21 protein-coding genes and 1 pseudogene are annotated in these 20,378 nt (G+C 75.8%); 12 read left to right on the top strand and 10 right to left on the bottom strand.

Translation table 11 applies throughout. The features are described 5' to 3' along the window. The first annotated feature begins 36 nt into the window (after positions 1 to 36). On the top strand, positions 37 to 1,170 hold the full coding sequence (locus ACZ34W_RS36350) for an aminotransferase class I/II-fold pyridoxal phosphate-dependent enzyme (RefSeq protein ID WP_465610430.1): 1,134 nt from the start codon (positions 37 to 39) through the stop codon (positions 1,168 to 1,170). Between the two features lie 18 nt (positions 1,171 to 1,188). Here ACZ34W_RS36350 and ACZ34W_RS36345 read toward each other — a convergent pair whose 3' ends face one another. The 3 genes from ACZ34W_RS36345 to ACZ34W_RS36335 all read right to left on the bottom strand — a co-directional run bounded on the left by ACZ34W_RS36345 (position 1,189) and on the right by ACZ34W_RS36335 (position 4,258). Further along, positions 1,189 to 2,292, bottom strand: a complete 1,104-nt coding sequence (locus tag ACZ34W_RS36345; RefSeq protein WP_465610428.1) for a GNAT family N-acetyltransferase — start codon at positions 2,290 to 2,292, stop codon at positions 1,189 to 1,191. A gap of 22 nt (positions 2,293 to 2,314) precedes the next feature. Further along, a complete protein-coding gene (locus ACZ34W_RS36340; RefSeq protein ID WP_465610426.1) occupies positions 2,315 to 3,364 on the bottom strand; it encodes a polysaccharide deacetylase family protein in 1,050 nt (349 codons plus the stop codon). A 483-nt stretch (positions 3,365 to 3,847) separates the two neighbouring features. Beyond that, positions 3,848 to 4,258 (bottom strand): hypothetical protein, encoded by a 411-nt coding sequence (locus tag ACZ34W_RS36335; protein WP_465610424.1) that lies wholly within the window; start codon positions 4,256 to 4,258, stop codon positions 3,848 to 3,850. Between the two features lie 391 nt (positions 4,259 to 4,649). Here ACZ34W_RS36335 and ACZ34W_RS36330 point away from each other — a divergent pair, with 391 nt between their 5' ends. The 10 genes from ACZ34W_RS36330 (at position 4,650) to ACZ34W_RS36285 (ending at position 14,146) form a co-directional block, all read left to right on the top strand. Continuing rightward, on the top strand, positions 4,650 to 5,477 hold the full coding sequence (locus ACZ34W_RS36330; protein WP_465610422.1) for a serine/threonine protein kinase: 828 nt from the start codon (positions 4,650 to 4,652) through the stop codon (positions 5,475 to 5,477). Between the two features lie 6 nt (positions 5,478 to 5,483). After that, a complete protein-coding gene (locus ACZ34W_RS36325) occupies positions 5,484 to 7,136 on the top strand; it encodes a serine/threonine-protein kinase (protein WP_465610420.1) in 1,653 nt (550 codons plus the stop codon). Between the two features lie 105 nt (positions 7,137 to 7,241). Next, positions 7,242 to 8,342 carry a calcium:cation antiporter gene (locus tag ACZ34W_RS36320; protein WP_465610418.1) on the top strand — a complete coding sequence of 367 codons (1,101 nt, stop codon included), beginning with the start codon at positions 7,242 to 7,244 and terminating at the stop codon, positions 8,340 to 8,342. A gap of 324 nt (positions 8,343 to 8,666) precedes the next feature. Next, a complete protein-coding gene (locus tag ACZ34W_RS36315) occupies positions 8,667 to 9,644 on the top strand; it encodes an ABC transporter substrate-binding protein (protein ID WP_359839707.1) in 978 nt (325 codons plus the stop codon). Between the two features lie 157 nt (positions 9,645 to 9,801). After that, on the top strand, positions 9,802 to 11,121 hold the full coding sequence (locus tag ACZ34W_RS36310; RefSeq protein WP_329491196.1) for a geranylgeranyl reductase family protein: 1,320 nt from the start codon (positions 9,802 to 9,804) through the stop codon (positions 11,119 to 11,121). A gap of 213 nt (positions 11,122 to 11,334) precedes the next feature. Further along, positions 11,335 to 11,994, top strand: a complete 660-nt coding sequence (locus ACZ34W_RS36305) for a TNT domain-containing protein (protein ID WP_352290879.1) — start codon at positions 11,335 to 11,337, stop codon at positions 11,992 to 11,994. Between the two features lie 137 nt (positions 11,995 to 12,131). Then, positions 12,132 to 12,737, top strand: a complete 606-nt coding sequence (locus ACZ34W_RS36300) for a GNAT family N-acetyltransferase (protein ID WP_329491198.1) — start codon at positions 12,132 to 12,134, stop codon at positions 12,735 to 12,737. 111 nt (positions 12,738 to 12,848) lie between these two features. After that, on the top strand, positions 12,849 to 13,301 hold the full coding sequence (locus tag ACZ34W_RS36295; protein ID WP_465610414.1) for an HAD family hydrolase: 453 nt from the start codon (positions 12,849 to 12,851) through the stop codon (positions 13,299 to 13,301). Positions 13,302 to 13,370: 69 nt separating this feature from the next. Continuing rightward, positions 13,371 to 13,832, top strand: coding sequence for a hypothetical protein (locus ACZ34W_RS36290; RefSeq protein ID WP_465610412.1), 462 nt, complete (start codon positions 13,371 to 13,373; stop codon positions 13,830 to 13,832). A gap of 5 nt (positions 13,833 to 13,837) precedes the next feature. Then, a complete protein-coding gene (locus tag ACZ34W_RS36285; RefSeq protein ID WP_465610410.1) occupies positions 13,838 to 14,146 on the top strand; it encodes a PRC-barrel domain containing protein in 309 nt (102 codons plus the stop codon). 21 nt (positions 14,147 to 14,167) lie between these two features. Here ACZ34W_RS36285 and ACZ34W_RS36280 read toward each other — a convergent pair whose 3' ends face one another. The 7 genes and pseudogenes from ACZ34W_RS36280 to ACZ34W_RS36250 all read right to left on the bottom strand — a co-directional run bounded on the left by ACZ34W_RS36280 (position 14,168) and on the right by ACZ34W_RS36250 (position 19,631). Continuing rightward, the gene (locus tag ACZ34W_RS36280) at positions 14,168 to 15,019 is read right to left on the bottom strand and encodes an ATP-dependent DNA ligase (RefSeq protein ID WP_465610451.1); all 852 of its coding nucleotides are present in this window, start codon (positions 15,017 to 15,019) and stop codon (positions 14,168 to 14,170) included. Positions 15,020 to 15,163: 144 nt separating this feature from the next. Then, positions 15,164 to 16,042: pseudogene (gene ligD / locus ACZ34W_RS36275) on the bottom strand (non-homologous end-joining DNA ligase); the annotation flags it as partial. 73 nt (positions 16,043 to 16,115) lie between these two features. Further along, entirely contained in the window at positions 16,116 to 16,730 is a 615-nt protein-coding gene (locus ACZ34W_RS36270; protein WP_465610408.1) for a TetR family transcriptional regulator, read from the bottom strand. Continuing rightward, the gene (locus tag ACZ34W_RS36265) at positions 16,727 to 17,848 is read right to left on the bottom strand and encodes a saccharopine dehydrogenase family protein (RefSeq protein WP_465610406.1); all 1,122 of its coding nucleotides are present in this window, start codon (positions 17,846 to 17,848) and stop codon (positions 16,727 to 16,729) included. Before ACZ34W_RS36265 ends, ACZ34W_RS36270 begins: the two co-directional genes overlap by 4 nt. Before the next feature lie 43 nt (positions 17,849 to 17,891). After that, positions 17,892 to 18,239, bottom strand: a complete 348-nt coding sequence (locus ACZ34W_RS36260) for an MmcQ/YjbR family DNA-binding protein (RefSeq protein ID WP_465610404.1) — start codon at positions 18,237 to 18,239, stop codon at positions 17,892 to 17,894. Between the two features lie 49 nt (positions 18,240 to 18,288). Further along, complete coding sequence (locus tag ACZ34W_RS36255) at positions 18,289 to 18,711, bottom strand: VOC family protein (protein WP_329491206.1); 423 nt, start codon at positions 18,709 to 18,711, stop codon at positions 18,289 to 18,291. 35 nt (positions 18,712 to 18,746) lie between these two features. After that, positions 18,747 to 19,631, bottom strand: a complete 885-nt coding sequence (locus tag ACZ34W_RS36250) for a helix-turn-helix domain-containing protein (protein ID WP_465610402.1) — start codon at positions 19,629 to 19,631, stop codon at positions 18,747 to 18,749. A 139-nt stretch (positions 19,632 to 19,770) separates the two neighbouring features. On the opposite strand from ACZ34W_RS36250, the gene ACZ34W_RS36245 reads away from it, so the two are divergent. Then, the gene (locus ACZ34W_RS36245) at positions 19,771 to 20,205 is read left to right on the top strand and encodes a CBS domain-containing protein (protein ID WP_329491208.1); all 435 of its coding nucleotides are present in this window, start codon (positions 19,771 to 19,773) and stop codon (positions 20,203 to 20,205) included. Positions 20,206 to 20,378: the final 173 nt, after the last annotated feature.

Here is a 20,378-nt window from a genome sequence, read left to right as displayed (position 1 = left end):
GGCACCGGACCCCACCGCACCGCAGAGGAACCAGTGATGACCACGCTCCCCGACTTCCGGCTCGAAACCTACTTCTCCCGCTGGGAGTTCACCGCCCGCCACCACCTCACCGCCTCCGACGCGCAGACCATGACGATGTCCGAACTCCTCGCCCTGGCGGACCAGGAGGAGCGGCAGGCCTGGGACACCCTGGCCCTCGGCTACACCGAGACCTTCGGCGACCCGGCCCTGCGCCGGGCGGTCGCCGGAATGTACGAGCAGGTCGGCGCCGACGACGTGATCTGCTTCGGCGGCGCCCAGGAGGCGCTCAACCTCGCCATGCAGGTGCTGCTCGGCCCCGACGACCACGCCGTCGTGCTGACCCCCAACTACCAGTCCGCCGAGACGATCCCGCTCTCCCTCTGCGAGGTCACCGGCGTCGCGCTGGACCCGGCGCGCGACTGGGCGCTGGACCTCGACGAGCTGGTGGCCGCGCTGCGCCCGAACACCCGGGTCGTCTCGGTCAACTTCCCCAACAACCCGACCGGCAAGGTCATCGGGGCCGACGACTTCACCCGCCTGGTCCGGCTCTGCGACGAGCGCGGCATCCGGCTCTTCAGCGACGAGGTCTACCGCGGCCTGGAGCGCGACCCGGGCCGCACCCTGCCGCAGGCCGCCGACCTCTCCGAGCGTGCCCTGTCGCTGAACGTCACCTCCAAGTCGCTCGGCCTGCCCGGCCTGCGGATCGGCTGGATCGCCTGCCGCGACCGGGAGTTGCGCTCCCGGCTGGAGCGCGCCAAGCACTACACCACCATCTGCAACTCGGCCCCCGGTGAGATCCTGGCCCGGATCGCGATCCGGAACCGGGAGCACATCCTGGCCCGCAACCGCGCGATCATCGACGCGAACCTGCCGCTCTTCGACGCCTTCTTCGCCGAGCACGCCGAACTGTTCGACTGGCGGGCCCCGGACGGCGGCTGCGTCGCGTACCCGCGCTACCTCGGACCGGACGGCGTCGAGGCGTTCTGCACCGCGCTGGTCGAGCAGGCCGGTGTCCTGCTGCTGCCGGCGAGCATCTACCGTTCCGAGCTCACCCCGACGCCGACCGACCGGTTCCGGATCGGCATCGGCCGCCGCGACCCGGCCCCGGCCCTGGAGGCTCTCACCGACTGGCTGAAGGGCCGGCGCTAGGGAGGCGCGGTGCCGAGGTCAGCCCTGCCGGGCCTCCTTGGCCCGGTACTTGAGACCGAACAGCGCGCCGGAGAGACCGTGCGGCACCAGCCAGGACACGTCCTCGCGGTCCTCGGCTCCGAAGCGGTACTTGTAGGGCTCGGTGCCGCGCAGGAAGTCGAAGGTGGTCAGGCCCTGTCCGGCGGCCGCCCGGACGGCCTCGGCGATCACCGCCGTGCCGAGCCGCAGCGGGGCCCAGGCCTGGTCCCAACCGATCTGGTAGTAGGCGAAGGTGTCCCGCCAGCGGAACCCGTAGAGGGCGCCGACCACCTCCCCGGCGCGCTCGGCGACCAGGAAGGCCGGGCCCTCGCCGCGCCCGGTGGCGGCCGAGCGCTCGATCAGGCGCACGTGCAGCGGTGCGCGGGCCTCGTCGAAGGTGGTCGGCAGGCCGAGAGCGCACCGGCGCAGCCGGTGCAGTCGGAGCACGGTGTGCAACAGGGTTATCCGCTCGGCGAGTTCGCCGCTCCCCACGGCCGGCGCCACCCAGCGGAAGGTGATCCCCCCGGCGGCGAGCTTGCGGCCGTAGCGGCGCAGGTCGGCACGGAACTGGCGGGAGCCGAGCGCGTCCGCACCCGGGGTGAGGTCGACCCGCGGGCACGGGGTACGGCCGACCTCGACCGCACCGGCGGGCAGCAACCCGCTCTGGCCGGGGTCGAGATCGGTGAGCAGCAGGGTCGCCCGCCGGGCGCGCCGGGCCAGCCAGGCGGCCACCTCGGCCCGTCGCTCGGGTGCGACGGTGACGCCGCAGTGGTCGGCCGCGCCGGGGCCGGAGCCCAGCACCGTCAGACAGGGGACGGTCAGCGGCGCCCGCGGGTGCAGCCGCCGCCGGGTGCGCAACAGCGGTACGACGGCGCTCACCCGGCCGTCCGGCTCGCGCCAGACGGTGACCTCGCCGCCGCCCTGCCGCGCGCCCAGCGTCTCCCACCAGGAGAGCGCCCACTCCGGCGTGGTGAACCAGGAGCCGCCCGGATCGGCGGCCGCCAGCTCCCGCCAGCCGTCCAGCACCCGCGCCGGCAGCGCGGCCGTCCGGTACCGGACCGGTCCGGGCGCCGCACCGACCGCACTGTTCGCCGTGATCTCCAACGCCCCGTCCCCCAGGTGGTGTTCAGGCGCCGCCGCGCAACCGGTGCACGGCCGGGTGCAGCCCCGAGAGAATGGTGTCGAACCTGTCCCGGCTCGTGGTGGAGTTCACCCGGAGCCGGCTGATTCGCAGCGGGCGTCCGGGCAGCAGCCGGTCGTGCCGGTGGTCGAACAGGAAGCCGACCCGGTAGCCGAGCCGGCGCAGCACGGGCTCGGCGCGCTGGTCGAGGTTGCCGTTGGGGTACGCGAAGGCGGTGGGTTCCTCGTCGTCGAGCCAGCCGGTGAGCGCGTGGTGGGCGGTGGTGATCTCGTCCCGGAGGGTGTCGTCCTCGCACTGGTCGAGGCAGGGGTGGCCGACGGTGTGGTTGCCGATCGCCACCCCGGAGCGGTGGAGCGTCAGCAGGTCGTGCCGGGTGAGCTGCTCCTGCCGGGGCGCGCGGGCCCGGGCGCTCTCGCGCAGTTCGGCGAGGGCGGTGCGGCGGTCGCGGTCGGGCAGGGTCTTCAGCCGGCGCACCACCGCGCCGGGCGGGCAGCCCGCCAGGCTGCGCGCGGTGCCGCCGCGGGAGGCCAGGAACGCGGCCTCGGACCACCAGAACGGCCGGTCGCCGTCGATGAGTTCGGTGACCACGAAGGCGGCGGCCGGGATCCGGAGCCGGGTCAGCACGGGCAGGGCCTCGGTGAGCACCGTCCGGTCGCCGTCGTCGAAGGTGACCAGCACGCTGCGGGGTGGCAGCGGACGGCCGGAGCGGACGGCCTGCTCGACCCGGGGCAGCGAGATCGGGCGGGCGATCCGGACCAGGCGGGCCATCTGGAGCGCGAAGGTCCGCGGGTCGTCCACGCCGTGGTAGGCGAGAACGGCGAGACGGCGGGTGGCGGCGAGCCGGAACAGCGGCTGCAGCGGGGAGTTGCGCAGCGCGGCGTCGACGCTGCTCCGGCGCCCGGCGAGCCGGCCGGGCGGGGGAGCGGCGGCTCCGGCCCCCCCGACCGGCGGCGGCGCGGCCCCGGTCGTCGGGCCGGCGCCTCTGCTGCTCGGACCGTCACCGGCCCCGGTCGCACGCGTGGTCCCCTCGGGCATCGACACGCTCCCCCTTCTCCCCGTGAGCACTGCCGTGAGCGACTGCCATCGGCGCTGCGGCGCGGGAGTCGGGCATGGCACACGGGCAGGGTCCGCCCGCACGGGCGCACCTCTGCCGGGTGGGCGGCCCGCCCCGCTCCCCGAATTGCCAAGATAGTGCAAAATCCCATGCTCCGAAGAGGGTTGCGCACGGCGGGCGGGTTTCGGGGGGCAGGTTGGCGCATTGTCGGCGCGCGCCTGGCCCGAGTGCGGGCCGGGAGTCTCCTGAGTGGCCGCCGGTGGTGCCGGGGGAGCGGGTGGAGCCGGTCCGCCGGGGTGCGGTGTGCCGCGCGGGGGTGGGCCGGCCGCCGGTTGCGGACCCGGCGGCCGGCCCCGGAGAGGGGCCCGACGGCCCCGGCTCACGGATCCCCCGTACTCCCCGTACTCCCCGGCGACCGGCGTCCCGGCGACGCGTGGCGGGGCACCGCGGGGTTCTCCGGTGGATCAGAAGGGGGCGGTGCAGGTGGTCACCTGGTGCTCGGCCTCCAGGGCCGGGCCGCCGACCGCGCAGATCATCTTGAGATCCTCGGTGACCACGCGCGGCGTCACGGCCTTGGCGTACCCCTTGGTGACGGTGGTCGCGGACGCGACGGTGACCCATGGGCTGCCCCAGGCCCGCTGCGTCCTGACCTCGACCTGAACCACCGTCAGCTGTGTCGAGGAGGCCGGCGAGACGTGCGCCACCCCGACGACTCCTCCGCCGTCCTTCTCCAGCCATACGCAGGGCCGGTTGACGGCGGCGATACACGCCACCTCACCGGTCCCGTTCGTCATCGACGCCGCCGAGGCCGGGGTGGCCATCGACGCCGTGATCCCTGCCACCGCGACCATCAGGGCTGCGATCCGAGCGCGCATGATATGAACCTCCTTGGAAATCAAGGGAATCTCACTCCGTGGGATGAGTCTTGCACATTTCGTGGGCATGCCATATGTGTGCTGCGTCACACTCAAGGTGACCGTTCAACTACGCACCGCAACCGGCGGATCGGCCTCCGGTCGTGAGCGACCCCGGGCGGCAGGGCGAACCGGCCCGGAGGGCGCCCCGCGCGGCGCGTCGGCGACCGGCCCGGCCGACCCCGTCGTGAGCCGGTCCGCGGGCTCGCCAAGTCGATGTCAGGACAGTCCGGTTGACGCCCCGACGACCCCGGCCGCCCCGCGCCGCCCCGGCGTTCACTCGTACGGGTGGCGGACCGGCGCGAAGCCGTTCGGACGGCTACGATCGACGCGACCTACGGAGGTGGCCTGCGTGGACACGGTCATCGTGCAACTGCCCGAACCCCGCCCGAAAGCCCCGCCCGGCGGGCGGCCCGCACCGATCGGCGCGCGGCCCGGCCCGCCCGGTGGGCGCTCCGCACCGCCCGGCAGGCCCGCGCTGCTGCGCCTGGGCCCGGGCGAGGTCGCGGAGTTCGGGCGCGGCGAGCCCGGCCGCCCGCCCGCCATCCCCCTCGCCGACCGGGGCGTCTCGCGCCGCGCCGGCGAGGTCACGGCCGCCGAGGACTACTGGCGGCTCTCCAACTTCAGCACCTCCGCGACGTACGTGGTGGAGAACCTCGAAGGGGCGGGCGAGCACGTCAAGGTGGCTCCCGGCCGGCTCGGCGCACCGGTGCCCTTCGAGTTCTCCCGGGTGCTCCTGCCGGCCCTCGGCGAGCAGGTCGCCTTCAAGGTGTTCGCACCCCAGCACGCCTACCTGGAGGGCGAACCGGCAGCTTCCGAGGGCGAGATGACGGTCAGTCCGTTCGCCCTCGACCCGACCTCCAAGTACTTCCTCGTCCTGCTCGCCCTCTGTGAGCCGCGACTGCGCTCGCCCTCCGCCGCCGTCGTCCCCGGCGTCACCGACGTGCTGGCCCGGCTGCGTTCGCTGCCCTCCTGTCGAGGGCTCACCCGATCCGCCGTCAACTACCACATCGACTACCTGGTGGCCACCAAGCTACGGCTGCGCGACACGCTGGACGAGGCGCCGGACGACGCCGCCCGGGCCGGTGGCAAGCGGGAGGAGCTCGTCGCGCTGGCCCTGCGGTTCGACCTCGTCCGGGAGGAGCATCTGGCCCTGCTCCCGCCCCGGCGGGGCGGCTGATCCGCCGTGCCCGCGCCCGCCCGGCCCGGCCCGCCGCACCTCGACGTCCCGGCCGGCTACACGGTGGCCGGGTACCGCGTCGCCGAGCCGCTCGGCGCCGGTGCCTGGGGCAGCGTCTACGCCGCCCATCGGCCGGGCGGCGGACCGGCCGACCTCGCGGTCAAGTTCCTCTGCCCGGCCCGGCTCAGCCCCGGCCAGCGCCGCACCATGGCGCAGCTCGCGCGCAGCGAGATGCGGTTCGGCCGACGCGCGGACCACCCGAACCTGATCCGCACGCTCGCCGTCCTCACCGTCGCCGACCCCGCGCACCCGGGGCTCGACGGCGCACTGGCGCTGGTGATGGAACGTGCCGAGCGCAGCCTCCAGGACGTCCTCGCCGCCGCCCGGCCGCACACGCCCGTCCCCGACGCCGAGCGGATCCTGGCCGGGGTCTGCGCCGGGCTCGCCCACATGCACGCCGCGGGCTGGGTGCACGGCGACCTCAAGCCCGGCAACATCCTGCTGATGCCGGACGGCACCGCCCGGCTCGCCGACTTCGGCCTCACCGCCGAACTGGAGGGCACCCACGCCTACGCCCCGCCGCTCGGCTCGCCCGACCACGTGCCGCCCGAGTGGTGGTCCCAGCGCACCGGTGCGCGCGGTGTCGCGGTGCGGCCGAGCGCCGACATCTGGGCCTTCGGGGTGCTCGCCCACCAGCTGCTCACCGGCGGGCTGCACCCGTTCCTCGGGGCGACCGCCCGGGCCCGCGCGCTCGCCGCGCAGGCCTACGCGCGCGGCGTGGCGCCGCTGCGGCTGGACGACGCGCTGCCCGCGCGCTGGCGCCCGGCCGTCGCGGCCTGCCTGACCGCGGACCGGGCGGAGCGGGGGCGGGTGGACCTCGCCGCCCTGCGGGTCGCGCTGCTCGCGGCGGCGGCGGCGCCCGGGCCCGCCGGTGCTCCGGGGGCGCGCGGCCCGGTGCGGGCGCCGCGCCCGGAGCGCGCTCGCCGGCTGCTCGCCGGGGCCGGTCCGGCCGCGCTGGTCGCCGCCGTGCTGCTGCTCGCGGGCGGCCCGGAGCCGTCTGACCGGGCAGCCGACCGGGCGTCCGACCGGGCGTCGGCCGGATTGGCGCCGGGCGCACCGGCCGCGCCGGCGTCCGGTGGCCCGCCCTCCGGGGGAGCGCCGCAGGCGCCACCCTCGGCGACCGCCGCCCTGGCCCCGGCCGGGGGGATCCCGGCGGGCTCCGACATCCCCGAGGCGCTGCGCGGCCCGATCCAGGACGCCGCCCGGCGCTGCCCCGAGCCCGAGGTCACCCCCGCCCTGCTGGCGGCCATGCTCAAGGCCGAGAGCGGCTTCGACCCGGAGGCCGCCCGCCCGGAGACCGGCGAGTACGGCGTCGCGATGTGGACGCCCACCGTCTTCAACGCCTGGGCGCAGGACGGCGACCACGACGGCACCAAGGACTACATGGACCCGGCCGACGCGATCGTCTCGATGGGCAACTACGTCTGCTGGCTCGACCAGCAGCTCAAGCGCCGCGGCTACACCCGGGACCTCCCGGCCCTGATCACCGCCGGCTACCGGACCAGCGACAAGACCGTCGCCGACGCGGGCGGCGTCCCCGACCGGGTGAAGCCGCACGTCGCGAGGGTGCTGGGCTACCTCGCGGAGTACGGGGGCTGAGCGGCCCGGAACGGTTCGGACACGGTATGACCCCGACCACATCCGTGCCGCCCCACCGGCGGGGTTGCCCGGCTACCGGGCCCCGGCAATGCGATGCTCGGCCGCATGATCACGAAGCTCCGCGCGGCCACCACGCGGTGGACCGTCGTCGTCCCGGTGGTGTCGTTCGTCGTCCTTGTCCTCACCTGGCACCGCGACCTGCCCGGCTGGGTGGTGGGCGTGATGGCCTGCTTCCTGGCCGGCGCGGTGCTCGCCGCGGTGCACCACGCCGAGGTGGTGGCGCACCGGGTGGGGGAGCCGTTCGGCTCGCTGGTGCTGGCGGTCGCGGTCACCGTCATCGAGGTGGCGCTGATCGTGACCCTGATGGCGGACGGCGGGGACAAGGCCGCGACGCTCGCCCGGGACACCGTGTTCGCCGCCGTGATGATCACCTGCAACGGCATCCTCGGCCTCTCCATCCTGGTGGCCGCGGTCAAGTACCGGGTGGCGGTCTTCAACGCCGAGGGCACCGGCGCGGCGCTGGCCACCATCGGCACCCTCGCCACGCTCAGCCTGGTGCTGCCGACCTTCACCACCAGCTCGCCGGGACCGCAGTTCGCGCCCGCCCAACTGGCCTTCGCGGCGGCCGCCTCGCTGGTGCTGTACGGGCTGTTCGTGGCCACCCTGACCTTCCGCCACCGGGACTACTTCCTGCCGGTCACCCCCGAGGGAAAGGTGCTCGACGAGGAGGACCACGCCGATCCGCCGACCATGCGCGCGACCCGGGTCAGCCTGGCCCTGCTGGCGGTGGCGCTGATCTCGGTGGTGGGCCTGGCCAAGGGCGTCTCGCCGACCATCGAGTCCGCCGTCTACTCGGCCGGGCTGCCGTCCTCCGTGGTGGGTGTGGTGATCGCCCTGCTGGTGCTGCTGCCGGAGACCATCGCGGCGCTGCGCTCGGCCCTGCGCAACCGGGTGCAGACCAGCCTCAACCTGGCGCTCGGCTCGGCGCTGGCGAGCATCGGCCTGACCATCCCGGCCGTCGCGATCGCCTCCGCCTGGCTCCCGGGGCCGCTGGAGCTGGGCCTCGGGCCGACGCACCTGGTGCTGCTCGTGTTGACCGTCGCGGTCGGCACGCTCACCGTCATCCCGCGCCGCGCGACGCCGCTGCAGGGTGCCGTCCACCTCTCGGTGCTGGCGGCGTACGTGGTGCTCGCGATCAATCCCTGAGCGGGCGAGGGCCGGGCGGGAGCGGGCCGAAGCGGGCCGAAGCGGGTGGAACCGGCGGTCCGGCGACGAGGGCGTCGCCGGACCGCCGTCGGCACGTCCGCCGGGCCGCCGTCCGCCCACCCGCCGCCCGGGCCCGCCGGGGCGGCGTGCGAGGATGGCCCGGACCGCCCCCGACGGCGGACCTCCGCCGACCGGCCACCCCCTCACCCCAGGGTGGCCCGACTGGGCACACGGCGACGAGGTCCGCGCTCCGTACCCCGGCAGCCATTCCGGCGCGGCGTCTCCCTGCCTGCTCCCCCTCACCTGCGAAGAAGACGCACCGCGATGCACCGCACCCGTTTCGCCGTACCCCCGTCCGGACCGAACCCCACCTCCCCGACCACCCGCTCCCGCACCCGCTCCCGGGTACCGCTGCGCGCCGCCGCGCTCGGCGCGGGCGGGCTGCTGCTCTCCGGCTGCGGCAGCGCCCCCGTCGCCCAGCCCGGCAGCCAGCAGGACCTCCGCGCCCGCCTCCCCAAGGCGGTCAGGGACGCCGGTGTGCTCAAGATCGGCTCGTACCTGACCTACCCGCCGGTCGACTTCAAGGACCCGGCCGGCGAGCCCGCCGGGCTGGACCCGGAGCTCGCCAGGGCGATCGGCTCCCACCTCGGCCTCCGGGTCGAATTCACCGACATGCCGTTCGACAAGCTCATCCCGGCCGTCCAGGCCAAGCAGCTCGACCTGGCGATGTCGGCCGTCATCGACACCAAGCAGCGCCAGCTCGGCGCCGCCGACGACGGGCACCAGGCCGACCCCGGCGTGGACTTCGTCGACTACTTCGCCACCGGCACCTCGATGGTGGTCAAGGCCGGCAACCAGCTGAACCTCACCACGCTGGACAGCCTCTGCGGCCGGACCGTCGCCGTCCAGCGCGGCACCGTCCAGGACGAACTGGCCGGCCGGCAGACCGCGGCCTGCCTGCGGATCGGCAAGCCCCTGCAGATCCACCGCTTCGACACCGACGAGCAGGCGCTCGCCGAGGTGGCCTCCGGCGCCGCGGTCGCCGATCTGAACGACTACCCGGTGGCCCAGTACAACACCACCCAGCCGGGCCGGGCCGGGGTGTTCCAGCTGGCCAACACGCATTTCCTGCAGTCCGGCCCCTACGGCATCACCGTCGCCAAGGACAACACCGCCCTGCGGGACGCCGTCGCCAAGGCGCTGGACCAGGTGATCCGCGGCGGCGAGTACGACAAGATCCTCGACAAGTGGAACGTCCGCTTCGGCGCGGTCTCCAGCGCGGTGGTCAACGGCGGCCTCTGACGCGGTGGCGCCGACCCCGCCCCGATGGCCGCAACGACCGGCGATCGGGGCGGGGCCCGCGTGTCGGGGCGCGGCACGGTGGCCGCTGTCCCTATCGTCTGAGTCCGCTGAGTCCGCTGAGTCCGCAGCCGATCCGATGACCACGTGGGAGTGCGAGATGCCAGGCCCAGAGCAGCAGTTGTCCGCCGCCGGTGCCACCGGCCGCCCGGAGGACGGCGCCGACGTGATCGTGGTCGGCGCCGGCCCGGCGGGCTCCACCGCCGCCTACCACCTCGCGCGGACCGGGCTCGACGTGCTGCTGCTGGAGAAGTCCTCCTTCCCCCGGGAGAAGGTCTGCGGCGACGGCCTGACACCCCGTGCCACCAAGCAGCTGGTCGACCTCGGCATCGACGTCTCGGAGGAGGCCGGCTGGCTGCACAACCGGGGGCTGCGCCTGGTCTCCGGCCGGCGCACGCTGGAGCTGGACTGGCCGCAGCTGTCGGCCTTCCCCTCCTTCGGACTCGTCCGGCGGCGGGCGGACTTCGACGAGCTGCTCGCCCGCCGGGCCGCCTCGGCGGGTGCCCGGCTGGTCGAACACGCCAATGTGGCGGGCCCGTTGGTCGACGAGAGGACCGGTCGGATCACCGGTGTGACGGCCCGGCTGGGGGAGGACCGGCGGCCCGTCGACTACCGCGCGCCGCTGGTGGTCGCCGCCGACGGGAACTCCACCAGGCTCTCCCTCGCCATGAAGCGCTACCGCCGCACCGACCGCGCGATGGGCGTCGCCTACCGGACGTACTTCACCACCCCGCGGCACCAGGACCGCTACCTGGAGGCGTGGCTCGACCTGCGCGACCCGAAGGACCCGGCGCGACGCCTGCTGCCGGGCTACGCCTGGGTGTTCGGGATGGGCGACGGCACCGCCAACGTCGGCCTCGGCGTGCTGGACACCGCCGCGGTGGCCGGCGAACTCGACTGGCGCGACCTGCTGCGGCGCTGGTGCGCCGCGCTGCCGCCCGAGTACGGCTACACCCCCGAGGGCGTCACCGAACCCGTCCGGGGCTCCGCCCTCCCGATGGGCCTCAACCGCCAACCCCACTACGCCGACGGCCTGTTGCTGGTCGGTGACGCGGGTGGGACGGTCAGCCCGGCGACCGGCGAGGGCATCGCCTACGCGATGGAGTCCGGTCGGTACGCCGCCGAGACGGTCGTCCAGGCGCTGGCCCGTCGCACCGACCGCGGCCGCGAACTCGCCCTGCGCGGCTACCCGCAGGCCTTGCGCTCCGCCTACGACGGCTACTTCGCACTCGGCCGGCTCGTCGCCGACGTGCTCGGCCGCCCCCGGCTGCTCGGCGCCGCCGGTGCGCTCGGCCTCGGCCACCCGGCCCTGCTGAAGGTGGCCTTCCGGCTGATGGTCAACCTCACCGAGCCGAACTCCCGCGACGCCCTCGACCGGGTGGTGCACGCCCTCGGCAAGCTGGCACCCAGCAGCCGCTGACCGACGGCCGGTCGCCCCGGGGGCGTGACCCTCCAGTCTGCGCGCCCCTAGGGCCGGGCGGGCGCCGGTTGGCCGGATCCGGGGGGCGGGTGGTGTCGTGGGCCGTTCCGGTTGACGGGGGGTCAGGTGATCCGTTTGTCTGGGCGGCGACACGGACACGGAGGGTGACAGACCATGCTCCGGTCCGCACGACGCCGATCCGACGGAGACACCGTGCACCTTCGCCTTCGCCTGCTTCTCGCGCCGCTCACCGCGGTAGTGGCCCTGCTCGCCCCCGCCGTTCCGGCGTCCGCCGCCGACCCGGCCGAAGCCACCCCCTCCGACGCGTGCTCGGCGGCCGACCACCACGGCGACCCCCGCCTCGGCCCCGAGGACCTGCCGCGCACCGGCCCGGTCGGCCGCGAGCTGATCGGCTACCGGCGCACCGGCGGCCTCCCCGAGGACACGTTCCTCGCCACCTACTACGGCGCCACCGCGAACAACGGCGGCCCGGGCTGGATCTACCCGCCGGCCGACGGCTACCTCACGCTCCCGGACGGCACCCCGGTCGAGGTCGAGGTCACCCTGTACCCGAACCAGAACATCGACCGTTACGGCAGCGAGTACGGCGCCTTCCTCGCCCCCGAGGGCCTGCCCTACGCCAGCCGCTCGATCCCCCCGCAGAGCCTCGACAGCACCCCGGCGCCGAGCTGCAACTACCACGACTACAAGGTACTCAAGCCGTTCAAGGTGCACGCCGGCCCGATCGCGCCGTGGTTCGGCCAGCCCGGTCTCGGCCTCCAGTACCAGCTCGACGCCGGGCTCGTGCCGGACGGGCCGGCCCGGCTGAACGTGCTCTGGCTCGTCGACCACGGGTACCTCGCCCGGATCTGACGCCCGCCGGAGCCGCCCGCCGGGCCCGCCCGCCGGGCCCGCCCGCCGGACCCGCCCGCCGGGCCTCCGCCGCCGGGAGGCCCGGCCGGGCGCGAAATTCGTTGGCGCGCCCACCCGGTCCGGGATAGGAAGGCCCGATGAGTACCACTGAGACCACCCCCGACCGGCGCGGCTTCACCGCCGTGATCCTCGACCTGGGCGACATCCAGCTCCACCCCTGGGGCCGGCTGACCGACGTCCGGGGCGGGGTGGTGCCCGGGCTGCTGGCCGCCGCCGCCGATCCGGAGATCGCCCGGTGGAACCCGCTCCGCGCCACCGACCCGGCCGGGGCCGAGGCCTACCTGGACCGCTGCGACGCGGGCTGGGCCGACGGCGCCACGGCCGCCTTCGCGGTGGTCGGCGCCGCCGGGGGCACGCTGCTCGGCAACTGCGCGCTCCGCTGGGTCGACCGCGCCGACGGGCTCGCGATGATCGGTTACTGGCTCCTCCCGGCCGCCCGCGGGCGCGGCGTCGCGACCCGGGCCGTCCGGGCCGTCACCGGCTGGGGCATCGCCACGGCCGGGACCCGCCGGATCGAGATCGCCCACGCGGTCGGCAACGACACCTCCTGCCGGGTGGCCGAGCGCTGCGGCTACCCCGCCGAGGGCACCCTGCGTGCCTCCCACCACTACGGCGACGGCGGCTACCAGGACGAGCACCTGCACGCCCGCCTCGCCACCGATCCCGAGCCGCCGCTGCGCTGACCGGTCCTCCCGGTCCGGCCCCGGCGCAGCCGTGCCCGGGCGCGCGGCGGGGGTACGGGCCTAGTCTGGAAGGGCGCGTCCGTGCGCGGTGCGGAACGGGGACGGTGGGCCATGACGGTCATCTCGGCGGCACTCTTCGGTACCGACTGGCGCACCGCGTCACCCGGCTCCGAAGCGTTGCTGCACGAGTGCGCGGCGCGAGGCTGGACGGTCCTGGTGATGGGGCCCGGGCCGGCCGAGGTACCGGTCCTGGCCCTGGCGGCCCCGGGTGACGAGCCCGTCCGGGCGGCCCTCGGCCTGGTCGACGGCAGGCCCGAGCACGCGGTGGTGGTCGCCGCGAGCCTGCGCGAGGTGCTGATGGCGCGTCGCGCGCGGGTCCCGTGCGTCGCCGTGGCGGGCGAGGCCGGACCGCGGTCCGAGCTGCGGGCGGCCGGCGCGGTCGAGGTGCACCGCGACGCCGCCGCCCTGTTGCGCGTGTTGGACGACAGCCTGTTGGCCCGGCCCCGGGCCTTCGGCGACTGCCGCCCGACGGCTCCGGCCGCACCGGCCGGCCGGAGCGGTTGACGTACACCCCGACCGGGCATCCGCCCGGAGACGAGGACGGCGTCACCGGAAGCGTCGGAGGTGACCGAGATGGACGGACCCGCGTTGAGCGGACGGGAGCGGCGTCTCCTGGAGGAGATCGAGAGCGATCTGCGCCAGGACGCCCGCCTGAACCGGCGGTTGAGCACGATGGGGGTCAAACAGCCGGGGCGGGTCCGGGGCGGGCTGAGTCGCCTGTGGCACCGGCTGCCCGCCGGGGTGGTGATGACGGCGCTGGTGATGTCCGCGATCTGCCTGAGCATCGGCGTGCGCACCCCGACCGTGCCCGTACTGACCGCCGTGGTACTGGTCTGGACGGTCAGCGTGGCCGTCGCGGCCGTGGTGGCGCTGCTGCTGCGGCGGCGCCGCCGCGCGGCCGGGATCCCCCCGGAGGGCCTGCTGGGCGGCGACCGCCCCGACGGGCGGGAACGCCCGGACGGGCGGGAACGCCCGGACGGCCGGGACCGGCCCGAGGGCCGCGAGCGCCGGCCGTGGGACCGGCCGGAGGCGTGAGCACCATGACCACCGACCTGCGGGAGTACCGTCCGGGCTCCCACCATGCCGCCGACCAGACCCTGGTCGGCTACGAGGTCGAGGGCACCGACGGTCCGCTCGGGCGGGTCGAGCGGGACACCGGCGCCCGGCTGCTGGTCGATGCCGGGGCGTGGGTACCGGGCTTCCGGGTCCCGGTGCCGGTCGCCCTGGTGGCCCGGATCGACCATCTGGAGCTGGTGGTCCACCTGGACTGCCCCCGGGCGCACGTCCGCGCCCTCCCCCCGCCCGCCGTCGTCGAGGCGCGCGGGGGCGGCCGGCCGCCCCGGGGGTGATCCCGGCCCCGGGCGCGCGGATCAGTCGCCCCGCAGCCGGACGAAGGTGGCCGCCGGCGGCCGGCCGGTGACGGTCACCTCCGCCCGCAGCGGGCCGGTCAGCGGCCGCAGGCTGCCGTGGTCCGGGTCGCGCACCGGTGCGCCCAGCAGTCCGTCCACCGCCTCCGCCACCTGCCGCGCCTGCACCGCGGTGAGCCGGGGCGTGGAGAGCAGCACCGGGCCGTCGTCCAGCTCCAGGACCAGCGCCTGCGGCCGGGCGGCCGTTCCGACGACCGCGCGGACGGTCGCGTCGACGGTGTCGCTGCGCCGGTACTTGACCCAGAGCCGGCCGGCGCCGCGCGCCCGGTAGGCCGAGCCGGCGGCCTTGCAGACCAGCCCTTCGACGCCGGTGTCGGCCAGCTGCTCCATCCAGCTCAGCGCCTCCGTCCGGTCGGTGGTGGCCAGCACCGGCTGGACCGGCGGCGGGACGCCGTCGAGCGCGGCCAGCAGCAGCCGTCGCCGGTCGGTGAGCGGCAGTCGGCGGACGTCGCGCCCGGGCAGCGCGAGCAGGTCGAAGGCGACCAGCCCGAGCGCCACCCCGTCCGACGCCCGGCCCTCCCGGGTGCGCAGCAGTTCCTCGAAGGCGAACCTGCCGTCCCGCCAGGCGACCAGCTCCGCGTCCAGCACCAGCCCGGCGGGCAGCCGGGCCACGGCGGCGGCGATCGGGGGGAACTCCGCGCCGAGGTCCCGCCCGGACCGGGACTGCAGGAACGCCGGGCGCTCCCCGCGGGCGAAGGCCACACAGCGGAAGCCGTCCAGTTTCAGCTCGTACTGCACGCCGGAGCCGCCGAGACCGTCGGACGGCGGGACGGCGGTCACGGCGGCCGGGCGCATCACCTCGACGGGCGGCTCCAGCACCACCGGGGAGCCGGTGCCGCTACCGGTGTCGGTGCGGGTGCGCGTGCGGGTGCTGCTGCGCGGCGGGTCGCTGCGGCCGGCCGGTGGCTCGTCCGGCGAGGAGGGCGCCGACGCCGGCGGGGGGAGCGGGCGGGCCCGTCCACCCTCCAGGAGCGGTGCGAGCAGGTCCCCGAACTCCGCCAGCCGGTCCGGGAGTTCGGCGAGGTCGAAGGTCAGGTCCGCCGTCGATCCGGCCGCCTCCAGCTCCGCCCAGGAGACCGGCGTGGACACCGTGGGCCGGGGCCGGGCCCGCAGGGTGTAGGGCGCGGCGGTGGTCTTCCTGGCGTTGTTCTGCGACCAGTCCACCAGGACCCGCCCGGCCCGGCGCGCCTTCGCCATGGTGTGCACCACCAGGTCCGGATGGGCCGCCTCCAGCGCGGCCGCGAGGGCCTTGGCGTAGGCGGAGACCTTGCTGCTGGGCGTCGGCTCCAGCGGCACCAGCAGGTGCAGCCCCTTGGAACCGGAGGTCTTCACCCAGCAGTCGAGGCCGTCCGCCGCCAGCCGCTCGCGCAGCAGCCCGGCCACCGTCCGGCAGGTCAGCACCGACGCGCCCTCGCCCGGGTCGAGGTCCAGCACCAGCCGGTCCGCCAGCCCGGGCGCGGCGGCGTGCCACTGCGGCACGTGCAGCTCCAGACAGCCCAGGTTGGCCGCCCAGAGCAGCGCCGCACCGTCGTCCAGCACCACCTGCCGGAGGTCCCCGGAGCTGCTCGGCACCTCCACGGTGCGGACCCAGCGGGGTGTCCCGGCGGGCGGGTTCTTGGCGATGAACGCCTCGCCCTCGACCCCCTCCGGACAGCGCAGGAAGGAGACCGGACGGTCCCGCAGATGGGGCAGCAGCACGGTGTGCACGGCCGCGTAGTAGCGCAGCACGTCCCCCTTCAGCGTGCCGGTGCGCGGGTAGTACACCTTGTCCAGGTGCGAGAGGGCGATCGTGCGCCCGTCCACCACCATCTGCGGCATGGCCGCCTCCGAGCTGCGCCGGGACCGCGCGCCCGTTCGCCGGGCCCGCGCAGCCAGTCTGCCCGCCCGCCCGCTACGGCGCGAGCAGGCTACGGGCCGTCCGGAGCAGCTCCTCGTCGGCGGCCGGCTCGTGCACCCCGGCGAGGCCGGAGCGGAACAGCGAGGCGCCCTCGACCAGCATCAGGAACACCTGGGCGCGGCCCTGGACGACTGCCTCCGGCAGGTCGGGCCGGCGGTCGGCGAGGAAGGCCGCGATCCGGGCCCGGTAGTCGGCGTAGAAGGCGCGGACGGCGTCCGCCACCGCCTCGTCCCGGGCGGCGAAGGCCCAGACCTCGGCGAACAGCCGCACCAGCCGGGCGTCCTCCTGTTCGGCCAGCAGGGCGCTGATCAGCGCCTGTGCCGTCCGGTCGGCGGCCTCGGCCGCCCCGGCGCCCGCCGGGTCCGCCGTCGCTGCCGTCGCCGGGGCGAGCAGGGGCGCCAGCCGCTCGGCGGACCGGGTGAGCACCCGCCCCAGGACGGCCGCCACCAGCGCGGCATGCGTCGGGAAGTAGTACTGCAGATGCCCCAGCCGGACCCCGGCCGCCGCCGCGACCGCCCGCATCGACAGCTCGGTGCCGCCCGCGGTCACCAGCAGGTCCTCGGCCGCGTCCAGGAGTTCTGCGCGCCGCTGCTCGCCCTTGCCGCTCACGCCGCCACCGCCGCCCGCTCGCTCCGGACGTCGACCGTGACGCCCAGGGCCGCGAGGTCGGCCACGACCCGCCCCGGGCGGGGCGTCTGCTCCGGGAACGCCACCCCGGCCGGAGCCGGCGCGCCGTCCGTCCCGAGCACCCGTCGCAGGCCCAGCAGGGCGCCGACCGCCGTCAGGTGCGCCTGCCCGGAGCGGTCCTCGACCACCGCGCCCAGCCCGGCCCCGCCGTGCCCGACGTCGATCCGCAGCCGGGCTACGCGGCCCTCGCCGGGCGAGTACAGCAGGGCGCGCCGGGCCGGCTCCCAGCGGTCGCCCCGGCCCCAGCGGAAGAGTCCGGTGTGCTTGGCGGCCAGCAGCGCCGCGGTGCTGAGCGGGGAGCTGAAGCCGATCCGGGTGGTGGCGGTGGTCGTACCGAGCGTGAGCGGGAGGGTGAACTGCTCCGGTGTGTCGATCCCGGCGACCTTGGTGGCGTCGTCACCGATCCGTACGGTGCGCGGTCCGCTGAGCGGGGCCACCGACCGGCGGCGGCCGTCCCGAACCACCTCGTAGTCCAGGCCGAGCCGGTCCATGAACTCCACCGAGTCGGCGCCGGCCCGGTCCGCGAGGTCCCAGCGGATCGCGGTCTCGACCCGCTCGGCGCCGCCGAGCCGCTCCGCCAGGGCGGCCGCGACCAGGCTGGTGACCCCGCCCATCCATGCGGAGGAGAGCAGCACGGGGCTGCTCGGGCGCAGCAGCGCCGCCACCGTGGCGGCCCGCTGCAGCCGGGCCGTCCAGCGGGTCACGTCCACGAACGGCACACCGGCCCGGACGGCGGCCCGCAGCACGCGGTCGTCCGGGTCGTTGACCACCCCCACCACGGCGCGGACGGCGGCCTCGAAGGGCGCCGGGTCGGCGAGGTCCCAGCGGCGGACGGTGACGGCGGGGGTGCCGGCCGGCTGCCCGAGCTCCTGGGCGAGCGCGGCCCCGCGCTGCTCGGAGCGGCCGGTGAGCAGCAGGGGCCAGTCGGGCGCCGCCAGCCGGGCCAGCTCGGCGCCGACGGTGCCGTAGCCGCCGACCAGCAGGACGGGACCCTCGGGATCGTGGGTCAGGTGGTCGTGGACGTCCGGGGAGAGGTTCATGGGGAAAGAATAGGTCAGTCGACCTAAAAGTTCTGTGAGCCCGTCAACGGAGCCCCGTCACCAGCGCGTACGCGTCCCCGACGTGGTCCTCGATCCGGGCCCAGTCGACCGGCGGTCCGTCGAGACGCACCCCGACCCAGCTGCGGTGGCCCACGTACGGAGGCCGGAAGTACCGCTCCGGCGCCTCGGCGACCAGTGACTCCTGGGCGCCCGCCGGAGCCGGGCACCAGAAGGCGAGGCGGTCGTCGTGGTGGTGGTCGGCGAGCATCACGAACACCCGGGCCCGCCGCCCGGCCCCGGCGAACCAGGTCGGCTCCCCGTGGCTGACCCGCTCGGACACCTCCGGCAGCGCCAGGCAGAGCGCCCGCAGCCGGTCGACGGGGCCCGCCACCCCCGTAGGGGGCCCCGCCGGCCCCGCGGCCGTCACCGCGGCCACCGCCTCAGCCGGCCGACGGGCGGGGCGAGCCCGGGTAGGTGCCGAAGTACCACTGGTTGCCCTCCGGGTCGGCGGCCGCGAAGTCCCGCGAGCCGTACTCGGTCTCGTGCAGCTCCTTGGTGATCCGGGCCCCGGCGGCCACGGCCCGCGCGTGCAGGGCGTCCGGCTCCGCCGTGACCACGTACGCGCTGAAGGCGCCCGGCTGCCCGGGGCAGGGCTCGCCGCCCCCGGCCTCGGGCCGGTCGGAGCCCAGCATCACGCCACCGCCCTCCGGCCAGGCCAGCTCGGCGTGCGCGACGAACTCGCCCTCGCCGTACGCGACGACCTCCTCGAAGCCGAAGGCCTCCACCAGGAAGCGGATCAGGGCACGGGCGTCGCGGGCGCGCAGGCTGGGCCACACCTGCGGGGCGGGAGTCTTCTCGTTCATGGGGATCTGCCTCCTCGGGGCGGTTCGGGTCCCTCTCACGACCCCCACTCTGGCGCGGCCGCCCCCGGGCCGCCTTGGACGTTTCGGAACTTCGCCGCGTCCGGGCCCTCCTCGGCCAGCCAGAGGCTGGGCGCGCACCCGGCCAGCGCGCGGAACTCGCGGGCCAGGTGGGCCTGGTCGAAGTAGCCGCAGCGGGCCGCCAGCTCCGCCAGCCGGGGCGCCGGGCCCGCAGCGGCCAGCAGGTGCCGGGCGCGGTCGAACCGGATCACCCGGGCGGCGGCCTTCGGGGTCAGCCCGGTCTCGTGGCGGAACCGGCTCCGCAGGTGCCGGCTGCTCCATCCGGTCTCCCGCGCAAGCGCCGACACCGGGAGCGACCCGCCACTGCGCCGCAGCTCGGACCAGGCGCGGACGACCTCGGGCGGTACCCGCCCGGAGGGACGGGCGGCGCGCAGCAGCGCGCCGTCCAGGACGGCGAACCGCTCCGGCCAGCCGGCGGCCAGTTGGAGCTCCTCCTGGAGCCGCCCGCTCGCCCGCCCCAGCACGGCGTCCGCCGGCACGTCCACGCCCGCCAACTCCCCGGCCGGCAGGCCGAGCAGGGCGCGGGCGGCCAGCGGGTGGACGGCGATCTGGACGCCGGACTGCCGCCCGTCGTGGGTGATCAGGGCGGGCGAGGTGTGCAGCCCGCCGAGCAGGGTGGCGTAGTCGCCGCCGGGCTGGGCCGGATCCGGGTGGCCGGCGACGGTCAGCGGCTCGTCCAGGGTGAGGATGAAGGTCAGGTACGGGGACGGCAGGCCCCGGTGGACGGCGGGTGCCAGGCCGCGCTGGCGGTAGCCGGAGTACCAGGCCACGTACGGCCGCAGCGCGCTGGCGGGCCGGGCCCGTACGGACTCGTCGACCGGGCCGGGGAGGTCCTGCGTCACGCCCCCAGTATCGCTCCCGGTGCCGGTCCCGGCGGGCCGGGGGCGCCGCCGTGCTGGCTCGCGGGCGCCCGGCGTGTTGCTTATGGTGAGCGCACCGGAACACCCGGTGCTCGGGGGGAAGACCTGCGAAGGAGTCCCAGTGACCACTGCCCGAGAGATCATGCACACCGGTGCCCAGTGCATCCGCGCCGACCAGACGCTCGCCGAAGCCGCCATGATGATGCGGGACATGAACGTCGGCGCTCTCCCGATCTGCGGCGACGACCAGAAGCTGAAGGGCATCATCACCGACCGCGACATCGTGGTCCGATGTATCGCGGAGGGCAAGGAGCCGGCGGACATGACCGCCATGGAGCTGGCCGGGCACCTGCACTGCGTCCGCGCCGACGACTCCATGGAGGCGGTGCTGAAGAAGATGGAGCAGCACCAGATCCGGCGCATCCCGGTGATCGACGGCGACCGGCTGGTGGGCATGATCAGCGAGGCCGACCTGGCCATGGGCCACCGCGACGGCCACCGGCTGACGGACCAGCAGATCATCGAATTCATGGACAGCGTCTACATGATGCGTTGATCGCGCGGCGCCGGGCCCGGTGCGGGAGCGCCCCGGGTCGAGTCGGCCGGTGCCCCTCCGCGTGAGCGGCTCGGCGCCGTCCGGGTGTGCCACGACGCCGCTGGACCGGACCGGGTGGTCGGGTGCAGCGGCGTTGTCGTGCCCGGGTGGGCGGGTGTGGCGGGTGGTGCTGG

This window comes from Kitasatospora sp. NPDC022856 (assembly GCF_055561235.1).
The sequence above is the reverse complement of the archived record's forward strand: the minus strand, read 5'-3'. Positions and strand labels throughout refer to the sequence as shown.